The following is an 18,417-nucleotide window of genomic DNA, read 5'->3' on the forward strand; positions in this document are numbered from 1 at the left end:
TATCGCCCTGATAGCCATAGTCCGGCTTTTCACGGCGCAGATCGCAGGACGCCCTAGGGCAGCTTCGTCGTGATCATCAGGCGAACGGCCCCCTTGCGCGACCCCGAACCTTGTTCAAAGTCGCACGTCTAGCTGCTAGAATACGCCTGTATTACACTCGCCTGGTGCCGTACGAGTGGGAAGAGTGGGCGTTGCAGGCCCTGGCGGGCATCCAGCCCTATGAAGTCCGCCAGGTCTTGGAGGCCAAGCAGCGGTGGCCGCGTCCCGGTGCTGACGCCACCGGGTTGCGGGTGCTGACCGTGTGGGCTCGCACCCGCAACGGTCGGCCTTTGATCGTGGCCGTGCACCACGTCGACGGCTTCACCTGGAAGATCATCGGCGCACGAGACATGAGCGACACCGAACGTGCCGACTTCACCCGATGGGAGCAGACGCGTTGAGCGACAACCAGCACCTGCCACGCACCCCGGAAGAGGCCGCCGCGCTGATGAAGGACCTCACCTTCGACCCGGCACCGACGACCGCGGAGCAGGAAGCGGAACTGCTCGCCTCCCTCCCGCCAGAAGGCGCCGAGGTCATGGTCGTGCGGTCGCTGCGCATGCCGACCGATCTCGATGACGCGGTCACCACCGCCGCCAAGGACGCCGGCGTCACCAAAACCGCCTGGATCCGCCAGGCGATCGAAATTGTGCTGACCATGCAGTCCGACGACGATCAGCCGATCTCCCGCGCCGACGCCCTGCGCGCGCTCACTTTGCTCCGCCCGGTCCGCCGCGCCGCGTGAGCACGTAGACCACCGCCGGGTGTTGCGGAGCGACTTGGCGGCGGGCCCCAGGATCAGCTGTACTTTCGGCGAGCCGACCAGCTTATTGATGAACTGAATGGAACGGCTGGTGAGGTTCCCGAGCTGGCCGTCGCGCAGGATGCGGAGGCTGGTCAAGAACCTGGTACAGCGTCAGGGACCGAATCTTGAACGCGGAGAGTCGGTGGCGCCAGATCCGTCCGCGCTGGCGATGCATGTGTGCGGAATTCAGCATCGCCTGGCATACCGTGAGCAGCGCACTGCGGCCTGGGTTGGACGAACCGTCAAAGACCGTCGGGTAGTAGCGCTCCGAGCGGACGTCCTCCACGTGGGAGTTGAACTTATGGGCGTCCAAGTGGCTCACAAACGTCAGGCCAGGACGCCACGCTGGCCGCCTAGTGTGGCGACGGAGTGACCGTACTCCTGGTAAATCGCCTGGATGTCGGCTCAGTCGCAGTGTACTCAGCAACGCATACGCGGCGACCGCTGATCAGGTGCACGCTCATCGGCAAGACCGGGCGTCAGCATGGGCGAATCCCAGAGCCTCGTCACGCAGCCCTTCCAGCACTTCGACGTTATGCAGCATGACGCCGGGGTTGTAGCTATGGGTCACCTTCAGCCTCGACATCCGATCGAGCACCTCCTCGTCGGTCAGCTGGGCCAGCCACGCTGCGATCTGCTGGTTGCTTGGGGATCCGTCCACCTGGCCGATCAGACCGACCAGGTCTGTCCGGACGACTGCCGCGCCCAGGCGCTGAATTTGGCGATCTGCGGCCGACGTCGTCGAACCCATCGACATCGCGTGGCGTTCGTCCTGGTGACCAACGGCGATCTCATAGCGCGTCCGAAGCGCCGGCTCGGGCGGCTCCGTGCCCGTGACGAGGCGCGGCACCGCCTGGGTACGGACCCAATGGGAGATCTCATCGAGCTCCTGCATCAGCACCGGCCACCGGCTCGTGCCCGGTCGATTGATCCCGATCGTCGGAAACAGGGTGACGGGGATGGTGGTGCCGATCGGGGTCTCCGCGATGACGTCGCCGACGCGTAGCGGCTCTTCGGGCCGCGGTGGCAGGTCGCGTACCGAGCGGGGCATCTGGTTGTCCTGGTACATGGCAGCCAAGCGGACCGCGGTGATCGCGGGCGTCCTGTGCTTCGCATGGTTCGTGTGGAGCACCAGTCGAGCCAGAGGGTGCGTCTGAGGATCGCTCTGACGGTGGAAGGGCTGCAGGCGATCGATCCGCCGCACGAGTTCGCTGCCAGCTCGGAGCGATGGCGGACGGTTACGGAGCTGCTTTTTCGTCCACTCCTCGAACTTTTCGTATGTGTCCGACGCGGGTATCTCGACGAGCCTAGCCGCCTTCTCGTCGAGCGGCGCACCGTCCAAGAACTCGACCTCGGCGAACAGCGTGTGCTCAAGCGCGGCCCGCAGTGCCACTAACGCGTCGGCGACGAGGAGTGGCACCTTGCGTGGGATCGGAGCCACGCTGCCCACGACGGTCCGGCTGAACGACCCCGCCGGAACCTCACGCAAGCCGAGCACGCCTTGGGCCTGTGTCTGGTAGGCGAAGAGCAGATCGCCGACCTGTCCGATCAGCTCATCCGCGTGCGACAGCGTCGCAGCGACGCCGAGATGGCGCTCGGGGAGCCAATGGGGCATCGAGTCCGTCACGCCGCGATTTTACGTGGGTCTCGAAGTCGCGCACCCCTCGTGCAACTCCCCCACCGACGAGTCGCCCCAGGCTTTACCCGAGTCCTGGTCGCTTGCGGCTGAGTGCGGGCGGCGAGTTTCCTCGAACCGCATTCCAGTGGCCGGGGCGTCAGCACCATCGCCATCGGCCGGTTGCTGGGCAATGCAGCAGAGTCCACAAACCGTTAAACCTGCCTGCCATCCGTAGGAAGGACGGCGCGACTCTCTGAGTCGCGCCGCTTCGTTGGTCGGGATCACACTGAAGTCGTCGGACCGCAGTAACGGATACGCTTTGCCCCTGAGCTGCCGGTATGCGGTTCGAATTCTGCCAGGTATGGTCCACCGATAGTCCCTGACCTGGGGAAACGCCAGGCGGTGGTTGGGCAGTGCGACGAACCGCCTCTGCCAGATATGCGGTGGGCTGGAAAAACGTCGCGGTCGCAGAGCCGATCACCGATGCACCGATAATGTCGCCGGCACCCGTTGCTCCTGTAGCAGGAACGGCAGGTTGGTCGTCTCTGTCGATCGGCAGGTCCCGGGCGGCACTCGCCCCCAGGGTCACCGGTTCGCCGGGCGTAGTAGTCAGCGCTGCGTCGGCACTGGCCGAATCGTCCGAAGCGCCTCGATGCCCATCAGTCCCATGTTGGTGACCACGGCGTCCAGTTGAGGGTCGGGACCGGGCAAGCGGTTGTCGTAGGCGGTGGCGACCAGCGCACCGGTGTCGCCGTCGTAGAGCAGCCCGAAGGACCGGTCGAGCTGCCACTGGTGCTTCTTCGCGCTGGCGTACCGCGCCAGCTCCGCGCGAGCGGCTGCGGGGGCGACGTAGGGCGGATGCGTCATCCACACGAGCACGAAGCTGTCGCCACGTCGTGTTCCGCCGGGCATGGCGGCGCTGTGTGGACGCCCGTCCGCGCGGGTCTGGCCGGCGAGACGCTCACCCAGACCGGCCCACCGTCGTTGCGTAGGGGTGTCTCCGCCCAGAAGAGTGGCGGACATCGCCAGCCATCCCGGTTCTGCCCGAGCGGCGAGGTTGTCAACGAGCTGCAACAGGCCCCGATCCGCCATCAGGCGGGGCTTGTCAGCCGGGGTCCGGCGGTATCCGAGCCGGTGCATGTACCAGGCGTCGAGAGCGTCCGTCCGGCTCGTCAGGAGCTCCAGCTGCTGTTTGCGGTACTTGCGCCGGTCCCTGACCCGGGGCGCGCCAAGCTGTGGGAGCTCGCGATGTACGGCATCGGGATCGGGTTCGGCGTACAGCTTCGCGGCGAGGAAGTACAGATAGAAGTCGAGTTCGTCGACAGCATGGAACCGTCGTGTGATGTCCGGCTCGGTGCGCCGGCGTAGGTACAACAGCAACTCCGCGGGCCGGTCGATGAGTTCGCTGATGATGCGCAGGTCATGCAGCGAGACAGTCCACGGCAGGGCACTGTCGGTCAGTAGGCCGGCGGCGACGAGGTCGCTCGTCACGGTGGCGATGCCGGACAGGTCCTCGAGACTGACCGCGAAGGCGTGCACTTCGCACACACCGCTGAGATCCAGCCAACTGTTGTCGCGCAGGCGTAGCCCGCCGTCGTCGAGTATGCGCCGGCGGAGCCGCTCGCTCTGGTTCCCGGCGTCGGTGACGATGCGACGGAGGTCCTGCCGCAGCCGCAGCGGATCCCCGGTCCGCGACCGCGCGCGCAGGGCCACAGCCTTGCCTTCGATGATGATCGCGACGTCGTCGCAGATGAGCAGGCCGTCGCCCTCGACTACCTTGGTGTAGCGTGCCGGTTCGGTTTCGGCGCCTGTGGCCGGGACGAAATACTCCAGGCCCAGATGCGTGACGCACCCGGGCAGATGCGCCGCGATGAGATCAGCTGCTGCCTGCTCGACGTACTGGCCGCGGTGCTTGCTGTAGACGTCCCAGGCGCGCTGATCCAAACGCAGCGCCTCCTCCACCCGCTCGCGAATCGCCGGAATCAGCAGCCCGCCGTGCACGACGACGAAGCTACCGTCGGGATCTCGCAAGATTGGGCGTACCCGCAGCGGAGACCGGCCCTGAAAGAACTCCAGCGCCACCTCGGCCGACGGCCGCTGCACCAGCGGCGTTGTATACAGGTCGAGCACGGTGCGGACAGTCTCCACATCGACGCCGGCACTGCGGGCGATGACCTCTTCGGTGAAGGTCGAGCAGGCAGCGGGATTGTCCCAGACCTGAGCCCACAGGTGCCGAGCCTGCGCGACCACCTCCGGTGGCAGGTCACCAGCCGTCGCAGTGTCAGAGTCGGCCAACTGCCTGAACTCGCGCAACGCACCGAAGCGGCCGTGCCAGGCCTCGTCGTGCAGGGCCTGCAAGGCCGAGAACACGTCCCTGATCTGCCTCACCGTGCAGCCCATGACCCTGCGGCAGGCGTCTTGCACGGCTGGCTGGTCGAACAGCGCCGTCAAGGTGTCCTCAACCATGTGGCCGTATGCGACGTTACGCACCGCCACCTCACGCAGCCGTGCGCCGAAGCTCAGGCGTCGCAACGGATCAGCGTCCAGCGCGGAACCGAACATGATCAGCATGGAGCCCGCGTCAAAGGCCTCCCTGGCGGCGATCTGAATGTCCTCGACAATCTGCTCCGGCCTCATCACCGGCTGGTCCCCGTCGCCTCCTGCGGAGGCAGCACGGCTACCGCGCGCCGCCATGATCAGCGCCACGAGCTCGATCACTGCGGCACTACCTTCGTGTTCGGTCTCTTGGAAGGTCTCCGGGTTAGCCATCGCGTTGTGAAGCCGGACGTACTCGAGAACGTCGAAGGCATCGCACTGCGCGGTCAGCCGCGCGATGCGCTGTACCGCATCAGTGAGCCGCGCACCGGCAAGCGCTGCTGCGGCGTCCAGATCGCCCAGCTCGGCGTACTGCCCGAACCGTTCAAGCCCCTCCAAGGCAAGTCGAATCGGGCGAGGAAGGTCGCGACCTGATGCCCCGACCTGCTTCGCGCGACGAAGCCTACGGCGCTTCTCCGCCTTCCTGCGCTTCACGCCTGACACACCAAGATCGTACGTCCGGTTGCGCTCGCTGCTGGCCCCCCGAGCCGGCAACGAGCCCTCAATTTGACGCCACGAATACTCCTGGTGACCTTGCAGCACGGGATCCTGCCGGCCTGCCAACCGGCGTAGTCGATCCCACCCTGTCACACATTGGCGGACAGTCGTTACGGCCTGTGGATGTGCTCCGCCCATGCTGCGCCGTCCCACCAGCGCAGCTGCCCCGGCACCTGAGGGTCCGGGTACCAGCCGGCGCCCGGGGCGGCCGCGGCAGAAACCTGCCGGCGGCCGAGCAGCCGCCCCAGCACGCCTGAGCGTCGGTCGGGAGCCGCAGTGTCGGCGGCCGACGGGGCCGCAGGTGGCGGTGCGGACGGTTGCCTCGATGGGTCTGGGGCAGGCTGCGCCACAGGAGCCACAGGAGCCGCAGGCGCCGGGGCTAGCCGTTGCTCCGGGGCGGGTCGGGGCGGTGCTGCCTGGCCGCTGGACGCCTGGAGCCTCCCGAGCGGAGCTGTCTGCGCGGGCGGCGAAGCCAACGCCGGTGGCCGCACCGAAGTGTTCGTCGACTCCGTGCCGCCGACCCGTTCCGGGGTTCGCCCTGCGGTGATCGCGGTAGGACGGACGGTGTCGAGTCCGGCACGGACCTGCCTGACTACGGTCGCGTACCGGTCGAAGGCGACGGTGCCGGGCCAGGTGAGCCGGGCAGCGCCGAACTCCTCTGGAGTCGGCGGCCGGTCGAGCGCCTCCTCGATCTGGACGAATCGTGGGGCCTCGGCGGCCAGCCTGCGGAGGTCCCACGAGAGGCGGTTGCCCTCAATGTCCTCAGCCGCGCGACTGTTGGGGACGTACCGGCCACCGAGGGCGGTGAAGACCCGGTTGCAGAACGCCGCCCGGCCATAGGGCATCAGCTGCACGCGAGCCTGCTCGACCGCTGCCCTTTCGCCGACGGCGGCGTAGAGCGCGGCGAGGTCTCCACCGAACCACGAATTGGCGACCGGCGCCCCGAGGGTGGCGAACTGCTTGGCGGTAGGGAGCTTGCCGCGGCGGGTGACGGCAAGGTTCACCTGGCGGGCGAGCTCGCGCAGCGGCACCTCCCAGGCGCGGTTCAGCGCAGTCTCCAGGTTCTGGGCGGTCCATGCGCGGCGATGCGCGGTGACGATGTCGCGGAGGATCTCGAACCCGTCGCGGCGAACGCCCCCGCCCATCGACATCGTCACGGTGACGCCGATGCCTGCGTCGAGGACGCGGCGGTCGGCCCACAGTTCCTTCGGGGGACCTAGCCGCCGCTGCGCGGCGCGCAGGTCACCGAACAGTTGCGGGTCGACCGGTGTGCCGGCAGCGGCGAGGGCCTTGACGTCGCGGCTGTAGTGCTCTGCCGCGCCGTCGATGTCAGTGCGGGAGTACGGGCCTTCGCAGTAGTACCAGCAGGTGAGCGCTATGTTGTTCCAGAAGGTCAGAGCGGGGCCGAACGCGGCGACCATCTCCGCGTGTGGGAACAGCGTCGAGACGATGCGGTCGGGGTAGCGCGGAACGCACGCGCCGCCCCACAGGGCGTCGATGTCGACGAGCACGGCTGAGGGCAGAACCCGCTCGAAATCGGGGCGGGTGAACGGCACGTCCTCGCCGATGCCGAAGCCGCGGCCTGGCGCCAGGTCCGGTGGCGCCGGCATGCCGGACACCTGCCGCGCGTGGATGGTGTCGAACGCGGCCCAGTAGCGGCGCAGGACGTCGAGGCGGCGCTGGATGGGGGAACGAATCTCGTCGGTGCCGAGGTAGCTGGCGAGGATCTTCGCGACCTCCTCGACCGGCAGGTTCTTTTCAGCGGCGGCCTGCTCGACCTTCGCTGAGGCCTGCACATACAGCCGCGGCTCAGGCAGAGCGGTGGTGATCTCCTCGCCCGCGGCTACCGCCTCGCCGAGGTAGTCCAGCAGCGCCAGCCAGTTGCCGCCGAAGTAGGCGGCGGCCGCTGGTTGCAGCGCCTTTGTCAGTACCGCGCGTGCGGTGGGCGCGTCCTTGTTCGCCTTCGCGTAGTACCGGCGAACCAGCGGCCGGAGCACCTCGGCGCGCCAGCGGCTCACTGTCTGCCGGCCGACGACCTGGCGGAGCGCGTCGAGCAGCGCTACCTTCGTCGCGGTCTGCTCCGCGGTCGGGAGCTGTGACCAGCCGTTGCCCGGACGCATCCGGGTCAGCGCGGAGTGCACATGCTCGCTCGTGAGTCCGAGCGCGGTGTAGGAGACGTCGACCGCGGCCCAGGCGGCGTCTCGGGCGGCGGGCACGTGCGCGCCGGCGTCGGGGCCGCGCAGGATCAGTGGTGCGTAGAGGGTGTTGGCGAACGGGATAAGCAGCGCCCAGTTGGCCAGCGCGTCCGGGTTGCCGCTGAACTTGACGCGTACGCCGTCGGTCGCCGCGGTGTTCATCGCCCACCGCGGCTCGATGGCGTAGTACGCGGGGAGGTTGACCGTTCCCGGCTTGATCGGCGCGGACTCCGGCAGCCACCACGCGCCCGCGGCCTGTTGCGTGGCGAGGTCGAACCCCTCCTTGAGCGCCGCACGGGTCGAGGCGGGAACGTGCCGGAGCGTGAGTGCCCTGGTGGCTCCGGCGGCGGTCACCTGCACGGGGGGCTTGCCTGCGAACGCCGCAGCGGTGACCGCGGCCAGCAGCTCGTCCACCGCGGCGAACCGCTTGCCGGCACCGGCCTCGTCCTCGACGGCCAGCCACTCCTCTGCATTTGTGGTCGCGGCCAGTCGGCGCCCCAGGCTGTCAGTCACGCAAGCCTCGCATCACCTCGACGTACTGCTCGAACGTCACCGGGTTGGCGGTGCTGGCCGCGTAGGCGGCGTACCGGGCGGCCAGCGCCTCCCGTTCGCGTTCCGCGCGGCGGGTCTCGACCCGATCGGCGTCGTACACCACGCGGGTGGCGATCTCGCCGCGCTCGAACAGGACGAAGGCGTCCATCCGGCCGGCTTCGTCACCGCCGGTAGTTCCGGGCGACGGCGGCCGGGTGCCGCCCGGGCGGGCATCGAGCGTCGCGTCCCCGGTGACCGGGTCCATGTCGTTCTCGGCGTAAAGGGTGTCCAGGTGCTCGTTGAGGCCAAGCTCAGCGTGCAGCACGACGTCGAGGAATTGCTGCTCCGGGCCGACCCGGCCGATCAGCGCCGGGTGGAGCAGCACGCGGATCCCGCGGCCGATGAACTGGTAGAACTCGCTGAAGCTGCCGTACGGGCGCATCGGGACGACGACGCAGATTGGCGGGAAGTCGTAGCCCTGGCCGAGCATCTTCAACTGCACAATCGCGTCCAGGTCGCCGGCATCGGACTCGAACCGCTCGCGGACCCGCTTGATCTGGGTGTCGGTCATCGAGTGGTGCAACACGTCGCAGGCGATGCCGTGCTCGTTGGCGATGCGGGAGATCTGCTCGGCGTGCGCCTGCCCCATCGCCGCGAACAACACCCTCGGCTTGACCGGGAACAGCAGCTCCCGCTGAGCGTCCAGCGCGCTGGCCACCGCCCGCATGACCTGGCGGATGGGTTCGGTGGACCGTGCGGTGATACGTGACAGTTTGCGTTCGTCTCCGAGTACGGCGAGCAGCGCGTCGCGGCCGACGATCTCCTCTCGGCGCCCGTCGGGCCACACCAGCTCGTAGGTGGTCACTGCGGTGTCGGGGACGAAAGGCAGCACCCGCAGGTTCTTGGCGTTGCCGTCTGCGATGGAGTCGATCAGCCGGTAGCGGTAGACGACGTCGCCGTCGATCGGTTTGCCGTCCAGGCGGGTGAAGCAGGCGCTCATCAGCAGCGACCGGGCGCCAGCAAAGTGCGCGAACAGTCGCTGGTAGGACTCCGCGGCGGCGATGTGCGCCTCGTCGACGACGATCATGTCCACGTCGCCGGGGGCGAGCTTGGCCAGCAGGTCGTCGGGGTCGTCACCGGTGCCCAGGGAATGGAAGTTGGTCACGATCACGTCGGCGGCGAGCAACTGTTCTCGCGTGACGCGCCGGATGCCGCCGGTGTCCCGGTCGAGCACCCGCACCACTGGCGGGCGGCGGCCGGGGATGAGCGGGCCGCCGGGGAGCCCGTAGAGGGCGTTGCCAGGCGTCTGGTGGTCGAAGGCGCGATCGAATGCGCCCCGGATGACATTGCCCGGCGTGACGACCAACGCGCGGCGCCGGGTGAACGCTAGGGCCGCGACCACGCCGAGGACCGTTTTGCCGGCACCGACGCTCATCACGCAGGCGGCCTTCGTGCCACCGGAGCCGTAGTAGTTGCCGAGCGCGGCGAATGCTTGCTTCTGACACTCCCGCAGCGTGCGGAGGTCGACGGCGGATCGGACGCCGACGAAGTACCCGGAGGAGGTCGGCGTCGCAGCGCGTGGTGAGGGTGCCAACGCCCACATCGGGTCGGGGGCCATGTCGGGCGTCTCCACATGGGGATCGGGAATGACGAGGAGGGCAAGCGCGGCGTCGCGAGTGAGTACCGCTTGAAGCTGGGCAATGCAGCGGGCGGCGTCGGTGCGGATCGCGTCGTAGGAGAACCGGACGACGGCACGGCCGGTGGCGGTCAGGTCGTTCTGCCGGAGCCGGTCGTACGTGAACGCCGCACGGGTGCCATGCACGGCGAAGCCGTCGAGCTCGACAGCGACAGCCAGCTCGTCGCCGACGATCTCGTAGTCCAAGCGATAGGTGTGTCCGTCGACGGTGACCTCGGCCTGCGGGCGGACGCGAGCGGCGATCGCCCGGGACGCGGCCGGCGTGAGTACCCACCGCAGGAACGCCCACTCGAGGAACGAGTCGCTGGGCAGCACATCCGCCAGCGACGTGACCTTGCCCGCCTGGGTGGGAATCATCCGCCGTTGTCCTCCGCGGCGAACGCTACACACCGCTCCCGTGCGCGCCGGGCAGGTGGAGTGTCGCTGTTGTCGAACTGGTCGGCGAGCTCCAGCACCCGGGCTGCGTCGCCGAGCGCCCCCTCGGTGAGGTAGAGGTCAAGAAGTGTCCGGAACGCCGTGATGCTGACGAACCGCACCCCGCCGTCACGGTGCTCATAGGTGACCGCGCCGGGGCAAGCCTGGATCAGTTGGAGGTCTAGCCAGCACAGCCGTTCCAGCTCGACGAATGCCTGCGGCCCCTCGGCGCGACGCGACCACAGCAGCGAGATGACCTCCTGGATCGCGAAGTGGTAATCGGCGGGTTCACCGGGTAGCTCGAGAGCTTCGGCGAGGGTGCGCAGCACCCGGGCCGTTGTCGCCTTACGGGAATCATCGAGACGGTGAGCACCGGCAGGGGCCTGACTGGTGGTTCCGTTTGGCAGCGGCCAACTCAGCGACGGCGGCATGTCCGGCCAGCGGTTCACTGTCGGGCGGACGCTGCGCTGCCTGAGCTTGGACACGTCCAGCCCGGGCGGCGGGGAGTAGCGGACGCCTGGCATATCCGCGAAGCGCGGGAACCACAGCGGCACCTGCGAACTCATCGGACGCCCTTCCCCGCAACGGCGGCGGCGGGGCCGCGTTGCTGAATCAGCACGTAAAGTACCGACGGCCGGCTACGTTGTCACGCTGCGCCGCCCCGACGCACCCTCATCAATGAGTAGCCGGGCTGGCCGTCAGACTCCGTCTCGATCGCTGTCCGTCAGCCGACCGGCCGGATGCCGCCGATAGCACCCGAAAGGGTGACAGAGCTGCGTGAACCAACCGCTCCTCCTACTCTGGACGTGAGAACCATGACGGGGGTAGATGCGCCGATCGTGGAGGTCCTATGGCGACGAGGATGACGGCAGCCGCGGAACGGGGCACTCTTTCGTCGTGGGCCGCCGGGCAGCGGAAGCTACGGCCGCAGCGGTTCACCACCGCTACGGATGGGCTGCGGTTCGCGTTCTACGGCCGGATGTCCACCGTCGACTTCCAAGACCGGGCTTCGTCCTGCCGGTGGCAGCGCGACTACGCCGAAGACTTGATCGCCAGTCACGGCCGGATCGTGGTCGACTTCTTCGACGAGGGCACCTCTCGCCGGGTGGCCTGGTCGGACCGGCCGCAGGCGGCACGGCTGCTCGCCGCCGTGACAGACGCGGCACGCGGGTTCGACGCGATCGTCGTCGGTGAGTACGAGCGCGCCTTTCACGGCCAGCAGCTTGAACAGTTGACCCCTCTCCTCGTTCGGCACGGCGTGCAGCTGTGGCTGCCGGAAACCTACGGGCCGGTGGACTTCGACAACCCCCGGCAGTTGGCGCTGCTGGACCTGCTGGGCGTGCACTCCCAGCGGGAGGTGTCCCGGGCCCGGCATCGCACAACTGCAGCCATGCGCGCCCAAGCCGAGTTGCAGGGTCGACATCTCGGCGGTCGGCCACCCTATGGCTATCGCCTTGTGGACGCCGGCCCGCATCCGAACCGCGCTCACGCCGCTTGGGGACGCCGTCTGCATCGCCTAGAGCCCGACCCTGCCACCGCGCCCCCTGTGCGGTGGATTTTCGAGCAGCGGCTCGCGGGGCGCAGCGTGGCCAGCATCGCCCGCGCCCTCAACGACACCGGCATCCCCTGCCCGTCCGGCGCCGACCCGGCACGTAACCCGCACCGCAGCGGCCGATGCTGGATACTGACCACGGTCGCGGCGATCCTGGCCAATCCCCGATACACCGGCCGCCAGGTGTGGAACCGGCAGCGCACCGACCAGGACGACGTCGAGCCCGATGGAACTCTCGCGCGGCACCGCGAGGTCCAGCGCTGGAACACCGCCCCGCACTGGGTCATCTCCCGACAGATCGCGCACCCACCGCTGGTCACCGAGGAGCAGTTCGTCGCGGCTCAGGCGATCCACACCGCGCCGACGCCAACCGACGGCGCCCATCGCCACTACCTGCTTGCCGGCCTCGTGTGCTGCGGCATCTGCGGCCGGATCATGGACTCCCATTGGGTCCACGGCCGACCAGGCTACCGCTGCCGCCACGGCCACACCAGCAGCCGCACCAAGACCTCACCGCGGCCGAAGACTCTGTACATCCGGGAAGACCACCTCCTCGACCGCATCCGCCACGAACGCGGACTTCACCGCCACCACCCCGCGCTGCGCAGCCCCGACTCAGTGAAGGTCGCTTCCTACCTGTGCACGGCTACAGGACGCCGACGAGCTGCGGTGCGGGTGTGAGGTTGAGGTGGCTGACGGCGTCGCGGAGGTCCGTAGGCCAGATCCACAGCCGGTATTCCGGGTCGATGTCGGCGTAGTCCTCGGGGCCGTGCAGGACTCGAGTGCGCATGTCGGCGCAGTATCGCTCGCGCCAGGACCGCTCATGGACGGTGAGCGGCTGGTCGGTGACCTTCTTGCGGGTGATCTGAAACAGCTTCTCGATGGCCCGGTACTCGTAGGCCAACAGCGTCTGTGGGTCGGCCCAAATCCCGGCGCGGTTGGTGCGGGCATCGGCGGCGGCCTGAATCAGCAGGGCCAGGTCCTCAGCGCCGGGAATGGACGGGTAGATCACGAATGGGGCGGCCCAGCCGGCGGTGACGAGGTCGAGGTTGAACGTTGGCCGCTGGTGCTTGGGGATCTCGCGGCGTTCCTTCTCGGTGTAGTTCGGGGCGACGTAGGCCAGCAGCCGGTGGTTGTCGTCGAAGGGGCTGTCGGCTGTTCGGATGAAGATGGACCGCGGTGTCCCGCCCGGTCGGGCCAGGCGGGTGGTGATGTTCTGCTTGCCGAACGCGGACGCGGCCTGGCCCTGGGTGAAGTGCAGGCTTCCCGCTTGTCCGGTCTCCAGCTTGGGAAGTAGGAACTCGGCCAGGCCGGGGCCGACGGGCGCCTTGCCCTGGCGGATCCACTGCGCGAGCTGCGCGAAATCTTGGTCGATCTCGCTGGCCCGCTGGACGCTGCGGGCGGTGACCTCGGGGGTGTCCACGGACAGCATCCGCACCGGCATGCGCAGGTTCGGGGTGTCCCCGTCGGTGACATCAACCAGAGCACGAGACCCCAGCGACGGCATGCTCTCCCCCGCCGGCGACCAGAAGATCTGCACAGCCTCGATCACGGGTCGCCTCCAAGACCTACACGGCACCACTGTCACCAGCGAGTGCACCACGACCAGAGCAGCAGGCCAGCGATAGTGGCAGGAATCCGACCACGAGGTCCAAGCCAAAGCGGATGGCAGCCGCGATCGCTTCTCTACAGGCGGCCCTCGACCATCACCTGCCGCAGTCGACGTTGGTCGATCACGTGCGTCAGGTACGTGGCGGGTCAGCCGCCAGCGCGCCGTCCTCGACGCTGCCGCTCAGCGGGTTTTCCTTGTCGCTCGTTTGCGGGGCGGCGTCAACAGCTCGGCGATCGCGGTGATCGCTGATGGCACCAGACGGTAGTACGCCCAGACTCCGCGCTTCTCGCGCTCGATCAGGCCGGCCTCGGTGAGGATCCGTAGGTGGTGACTCACGGTTGGCTGGGACAGACCGAGCGGCGCGGTGAGGTCACTCACGGACGCCTCGCCTTCGGGGGCCGACTGGATCAGACTGAGCAGTCGCAGCCTGGCCGGATCAGCGAAGGCTTTGAGCACTCCCGCGAGCCGCTCGGCATCGGCACGTTTGATCGGCTCGCCAGCGAGGGGCGAGATCGCAGGCGTTGACGTTTTCGCGGTTCCCACGTCTTGCATCGTTGCAGCAACACCCCTGCAAGGCTTGTGAAACGAGGGGCGAATCACGCTAACTTCACCGCGTAGGCCCTCCACGGCTGTTGCCGTCTTGTCGGTGTCTATATGGCGAGGACCCGGTCGACAGAGATCGGCGGAACCAGTAACCGCTGACTCCGAGGAAGGCTTGGTCAACTTCCATGGGCGACGAGTGGCGTTCGTGGTGGTCGCGGACGGTGACTGCAAGGTACCGCATCTGTTGTGGTCCGCTCGGGAACGGGTCACCGCCGCTCGTGCCGATGGTGGCATCGCGACAGTCTGAAAGCTGCCGACGACCCGGCCAGCGCCGGTGCCAAGGTCTCGCACGTGCAGCGGGGTCCGTTGGAGGTTTGGCGCCTACGACGGAACGACGAATTCGGTGTTGACGTAGCTTGGGCGGAGGCGGCCGATCCAGGCGAGGTCGACGATGAACGCGCAGCCAAACTGCTGCGGATGGCTCATCCTTTGAACCCGCTTCACGACGGTGGCGTCGACCTCGGGCCAACCTTGATGCGGGCAGTCAGGGCGCCCTCTTCGTCTGGTACCAAATGTTCCAAGGCTAAGCTGGGAGTGCGCCTGACCTGACTCGTGGCGCCGTTCCTGTTGGCACGTAGACGGGGCGGCAAGGGGCGTCGGCGCTCAGGGGAGAGTCTTTAGTCTGGTCCGATGGACGGGTCTGGTGCCCCGCTAGGAATCTCGCTGTCATGGTCAGGCCCAGATACTGCGCCGAGGCTGCCGACTGCGGCTGCGCCGTCAAGGGCACCAATCTGGCCGGGGCTTGCACCCTCATCGAGAAGCTCGGCGAGGTGCTCCTGCTGGCCCTCGGTGGTGTTTCCCGCGGCAGCCACATCGTCTCGTTCTCCGGCGCCAGAGCGCCGCTCATCACTGTTGTCCATAACGGAGTGCCTTTCCCGGTTCAAGTTGAGGCAAACACACCGGCCGGCCTGGTGTGAACAGGGGCGTCACCGGCGTCACTTGGGGCAAGTAGGCTCGGCGCCTCGCCCCTGCTTGACCGAAGCGCTGGGCGACTGCGCCTGCCCGCGTTGCGCCGGGCCGCCTCGCTACGCCATGAGCGCCCGGCAGTGTCGCCGGGCTTGTGGTCGCGTTCTCATCGAGCAGGACAGCCTTCGACACTCGAGGCGCCAGTCGGCTCGCTGCCCAGCGCGTTGTGTAGCCGGGCGGGCCTGGTAGACAGCCGGTGGACAGGCTGAACGTCGGCGTGGTTACATCATTAGGTGATGATATCACCGTCGCCTGATGTAATCAGGTTGCTGGCGGACCCGATGCGAGCGCAGATCGTCGCGCTGCTCGCCGACGGCCCTGCCTGCACCTGCCACTTGGTGCAGGACACCGGGGCGAAGCAGTCGAACGTCTCGAATCATCTCCGGCTGCTACGCGAGGCCGGCCTGGTGGTCGCCGAACCGTACGGCCGGTTCACCTACTACCGTCTGGTGCCCGAGGCGCTGGAGGCCGCTGCAGGGCATCTCGCCGATCTGGCGAGCAGGGCTCGCGCCCGGTCCGGGGCTCGCAGGGAGTGCCCATGAGCAGCGTCGACCAGCGCGGGACGCAGCCCTCCGCGGTGGTGGCCCGGTTGTCCCGCCTCGATCAGTTCCTGCCGGTCTGGATCGGTGTGGCGATGGTGGCCGGCCTGCTTCTCGGTCGCCTTATCCCGGGCTTGAACAGTGCGCTGGAGGCGGTGAAGGTCGGCGGGATCTCCCTGCCGATCGCGGTCGGCTTGTTGGTCATGATGTATCCGGTGCTGGCCAAGGTCCGCTACGACCGGCTGGACACCGTCACCGGTGACCGGCGGCTGCTGCTGTCGTCGTTGCTGCTGAATTGGATCGTCGGGCCGGCGCTGATGTTCGCCCTGGCGTGGATTTTCCTGGCTGACCAGCCGGAGTACCGCACTGGTCTGATCATCGTCGGTTTGGCCCGTTGCATCGCCATGGTGATCATCTGGAACGACCTGGCCTGCGGGGACCGGGAAGCTGCTGCCGTCCTGGTTGCGCTGAACTCGGTTTTCCAGGTCCTCGCGTTCGGTTTGTTGGGCTGGTTCTATCTGACCCTGCTGCCGCAGTGGCTGGACCTGCCCGGCGCCGAGTTGGCCGTGTCTGGTTGGGACATCGCCGTCAACGTTCTGATCTTCCTCGGCGTCCCGCTGCTCGCCGGGTACCTGACCCGCCGGCTGGGCGAACGCGCGCGAGGCCGTGACTGGTACGAGGCCTGTTTCCTGCCGAGGATCGGTCCGGTCGCCCTGTACGGGCTGCTGTTCACCATCGTCATCCTGTTCGCGCTGCAGGGCGGGGCCATCACCTCCCGCCCCTGGGACGTGGTGCTGATCGCGGTGCCGCTGCTGGTCTACTTCGCGCTCATGTGGGCCGGGTCCTACGCCCTCGGTCGGGTGATCGGTTTGACCTATGAGCGCACCACCACCCTGGCGTTCACCGCCGCGGGCAACAACTTCGAACTCGCCATCGCCGTTGCCATCGGCACGTTCGGGGTAACCAGCGGCCAGGCTCTCGCCGGGGTGGTCGGTCCGCTGATCGAGGTGCCGGTGCTGGTAGCGCTGGTTTACGTCAGCCTCGGCCTGCGGCGTCGGCTGTTTCCCGACGCTGCGCCGGCGGTGCTGCGATGAACTGCCTGGACTGCGGCGCCACCGGCGTCGTGGGTGTCTGCACCGACTGCGGCGCCGCCGTGTGCCGCGATCACGTCGTCGTCGCCGAGGTGCACCTGACCCGCATCGCACCGGTCGACCGGCAGGAGACGGTCGAACCAGCGGCACGTCAGTTGCGCTGCACCACCTGCAACGCCGCCTATCTCGCCGCCACCAGCTGACCACCGCAAGGAGTGCTGACATGAGTGACAAGCCCAGCGTTCTGTTCGTCTGCGTGCACAACGCCGGTCGCTCCCAGATGGCCGCTGGCTGGCTGCGTCACCTCGCCGGCGATGCCGTCGAGGTCCGCTCCGCAGGCTCCGCGCCCGCCGACACGATCAATCCCGCCGCGGTGCAGGCCATGCGGGAGGTCGGCATCGACATCACCGGCCAGAGTCCCAAACTCCTGGAGTACGCCACCGCGGAGGCCTCGGACGTCATCGTCACCATGGGCTGCGGCGACGTGTGCCCGGTGTTTCCCGGCAAGCGTTACGAGGACTGGACACTCGACGACCCCGCCGGCAAGGGCGTCGAGGCCGTGCGTCTGATCCGCGACGACATCCGGGACCGGGTGCAGCAGCTGGTCCACGAGCTTGTCCCCGGCGCAGCCCGCTCCTGACGCCTTCTCGCCGTCGGCGACAGGACCGGCAGGTTCAGGCCACCGACGCCGCCGCCGTTCGTGCGGTTGCAACGCGACGTGGGTCGCCGCGCTGCGCCGAACAGCAGGTGGCGTTGAATCCAGGTCGGCGCGGCGCGCAGGTCTCGATCTGAGTACCCCCGCCGGTGCAGCCCAACATGCTGTCGCTGCCGAGCTCACCTACCCGGCCTCGTCGATCCGGCGGGCACGAGCGGTCCTGCCGGCAGGTCAGGAAGCCGGTACGGTTCTGGGCAGACCCTGCCTGCCGGCGGCGACGCTCGGCGGCCCGACGCCGGCCGGCTGAGGTCGCGGCCCAGTGGGGCAGTGGCGGAGGAGGGACGCGGGTGAGCAGGGACAGCTACGGCGAACAGCTCGACCGGCTCACCGGACTCCTCGCGGCGATGAGCCGAGACGCCGCGGCGGCCATCCGGGGCGCCAGCAGCGGCCTGCTGCAGGTCGACCGCGACGCCGCGGAGGCGGTGCTGCGCGGTGACGCCCTGCTCGACGCCCGGCGCACCGACGTGGAGGCGATGATTCCGCTGCTGGTGGCACGGCATCAGCCGGTCGCCGGGGACCTGCGGCTGGTGCTGTGCGCGATGCGCATCGCCGGGGACCTCGAACGCATGGGGGATCTGGCGGTGCATGTCGCCAAGGTCGCGCTGATGCGTCATCCCGTCACCGTCGTGCCGCCGATGGCCACGGGCGTGCTCACCACCCTGGCCGACGCCGCCACGCGGATCGCGGACAAGACCGCGGTCGTCCTGGCCACCCGGGACCCGCTGGACGCGATGCAGCTGGGTCTCGACGACGACGAGGTCGACGCCGCCCACGCCAGCCTGCTGTCGATGCTCGTATCGGCGTGGCCCTACGGCATCGAGTCCGCGATCGACCTGGCTCTCGTGGGCCGCTACTACGAGCGCTACGCCGACCACGCGGTCAACGTCGCCCGCCAGGTGGTGTACCTCGTGACCGGTGACATCCGGCTCTGACAGGGCTTCATTTTCC

General features: G+C 68.3%; 16 protein-coding genes. 9 read left to right on the top strand and 7 right to left on the bottom strand.

All coding sequences use genetic code 11. The annotated features are described in order from the left end of the window. The first annotated feature begins 164 nt into the window (after positions 1 to 164). A complete protein-coding gene (locus tag D7223_RS00455; RefSeq protein ID WP_120723627.1) occupies positions 165 to 440 on the top strand; it encodes a hypothetical protein in 276 nt (91 codons plus the stop codon). Continuing rightward, positions 437 to 784 (top strand): hypothetical protein, encoded by a 348-nt coding sequence (locus tag D7223_RS00460; RefSeq protein ID WP_120723629.1) that lies wholly within the window; start codon positions 437 to 439, stop codon positions 782 to 784. Before D7223_RS00455 ends, D7223_RS00460 begins: the two co-directional genes overlap by 4 nt. A gap of 520 nt (positions 785 to 1,304) precedes the next feature. Here D7223_RS00460 and D7223_RS00465 read toward each other — a convergent pair. The 5 genes from D7223_RS00465 to D7223_RS32395 all read right to left on the bottom strand — a co-directional run bounded on the left by D7223_RS00465 (position 1,305) and on the right by D7223_RS32395 (position 10,957). Continuing rightward, positions 1,305 to 2,471, bottom strand: coding sequence for a hypothetical protein (locus D7223_RS00465; RefSeq protein WP_202864557.1), 1,167 nt, complete (start codon positions 2,469 to 2,471; stop codon positions 1,305 to 1,307). Positions 2,472 to 3,071: 600 nt separating this feature from the next. Then, positions 3,072 to 5,501: a hypothetical protein gene (locus D7223_RS00470; protein ID WP_202864558.1), complete on the bottom strand. Its 2,430-nt coding sequence runs from the start codon at positions 5,499 to 5,501 to the stop codon at positions 3,072 to 3,074. A 164-nt stretch (positions 5,502 to 5,665) separates the two neighbouring features. Continuing rightward, positions 5,666 to 8,263: a DUF2510 domain-containing protein gene (locus D7223_RS00475; protein ID WP_120723631.1), complete on the bottom strand. Its 2,598-nt coding sequence runs from the start codon at positions 8,261 to 8,263 to the stop codon at positions 5,666 to 5,668. Beyond that, complete coding sequence (locus D7223_RS00480; protein WP_120723633.1) at positions 8,256 to 10,334, bottom strand: DEAD/DEAH box helicase family protein; 2,079 nt, start codon at positions 10,332 to 10,334, stop codon at positions 8,256 to 8,258. The genes D7223_RS00475 and D7223_RS00480 overlap by 8 nt, the downstream gene beginning before the upstream one ends. After that, complete coding sequence (locus D7223_RS32395; protein ID WP_147252460.1) at positions 10,331 to 10,957, bottom strand: hypothetical protein; 627 nt, start codon at positions 10,955 to 10,957, stop codon at positions 10,331 to 10,333. The genes D7223_RS00480 and D7223_RS32395 overlap by 4 nt, the downstream gene beginning before the upstream one ends. A gap of 284 nt (positions 10,958 to 11,241) precedes the next feature. Here D7223_RS32395 and D7223_RS00490 point away from each other — a divergent pair, with 284 nt between their 5' ends. Beyond that, positions 11,242 to 12,624 (top strand): recombinase family protein, encoded by a 1,383-nt coding sequence (locus D7223_RS00490; RefSeq protein ID WP_238161387.1) that lies wholly within the window; start codon positions 11,242 to 11,244, stop codon positions 12,622 to 12,624. Here the strand turns inward: D7223_RS00490 and D7223_RS00495 are convergent. Together D7223_RS00495 and D7223_RS00500 are read right to left on the bottom strand one after the other, a co-directional pair. Further along, on the bottom strand, positions 12,590 to 13,495 hold the full coding sequence (locus D7223_RS00495; RefSeq protein WP_120723637.1) for a thermonuclease family protein: 906 nt from the start codon (positions 13,493 to 13,495) through the stop codon (positions 12,590 to 12,592). The two genes, D7223_RS00490 and D7223_RS00495, sit on opposite strands and share 35 nt — an antisense overlap. Before the next feature lie 240 nt (positions 13,496 to 13,735). Next, a complete protein-coding gene (locus D7223_RS00500; protein WP_120723639.1) occupies positions 13,736 to 14,107 on the bottom strand; it encodes an ArsR/SmtB family transcription factor in 372 nt (123 codons plus the stop codon). Positions 14,108 to 14,826: 719 nt separating this feature from the next. Between D7223_RS00500 and D7223_RS00505 the strand changes: the two genes are divergently transcribed. The 6 genes from D7223_RS00505 (at position 14,827) to phoU (ending at position 18,401) form a co-directional block, all read left to right on the top strand. Then, positions 14,827 to 15,075: a hypothetical protein gene (locus D7223_RS00505; RefSeq protein WP_120723641.1), complete on the top strand. Its 249-nt coding sequence runs from the start codon at positions 14,827 to 14,829 to the stop codon at positions 15,073 to 15,075. A 285-nt stretch (positions 15,076 to 15,360) separates the two neighbouring features. Continuing rightward, on the top strand, positions 15,361 to 15,666 hold the full coding sequence (locus D7223_RS00510) for an ArsR/SmtB family transcription factor (RefSeq protein WP_120723643.1): 306 nt from the start codon (positions 15,361 to 15,363) through the stop codon (positions 15,664 to 15,666). Continuing rightward, positions 15,663 to 16,757: an ACR3 family arsenite efflux transporter gene (arsB, locus tag D7223_RS00515; protein ID WP_120723646.1), complete on the top strand. Its 1,095-nt coding sequence runs from the start codon at positions 15,663 to 15,665 to the stop codon at positions 16,755 to 16,757. Before D7223_RS00510 ends, arsB begins: the two co-directional genes overlap by 4 nt. Next, positions 16,754 to 16,957, top strand: a complete 204-nt coding sequence (locus D7223_RS00520) for a DUF2180 family protein (RefSeq protein WP_120723648.1) — start codon at positions 16,754 to 16,756, stop codon at positions 16,955 to 16,957. Before arsB ends, D7223_RS00520 begins: the two co-directional genes overlap by 4 nt. Positions 16,958 to 16,977: 20 nt before the next feature. Continuing rightward, entirely contained in the window at positions 16,978 to 17,394 is a 417-nt protein-coding gene (locus D7223_RS00525) for an arsenate reductase ArsC (protein WP_120723650.1), read from the top strand. A 362-nt stretch (positions 17,395 to 17,756) separates the two neighbouring features. Continuing rightward, a complete protein-coding gene (gene phoU / locus D7223_RS00530) occupies positions 17,757 to 18,401 on the top strand; it encodes a phosphate signaling complex protein PhoU (protein WP_120723652.1) in 645 nt (214 codons plus the stop codon). Positions 18,402 to 18,417 lie beyond the last annotated feature (16 nt).

Source organism: Micromonospora endolithica, from assembly GCF_003626595.1.
Classification (GTDB): domain Bacteria; phylum Actinomycetota; class Actinomycetes; order Mycobacteriales; family Micromonosporaceae; genus Micromonospora; species Micromonospora endolithica.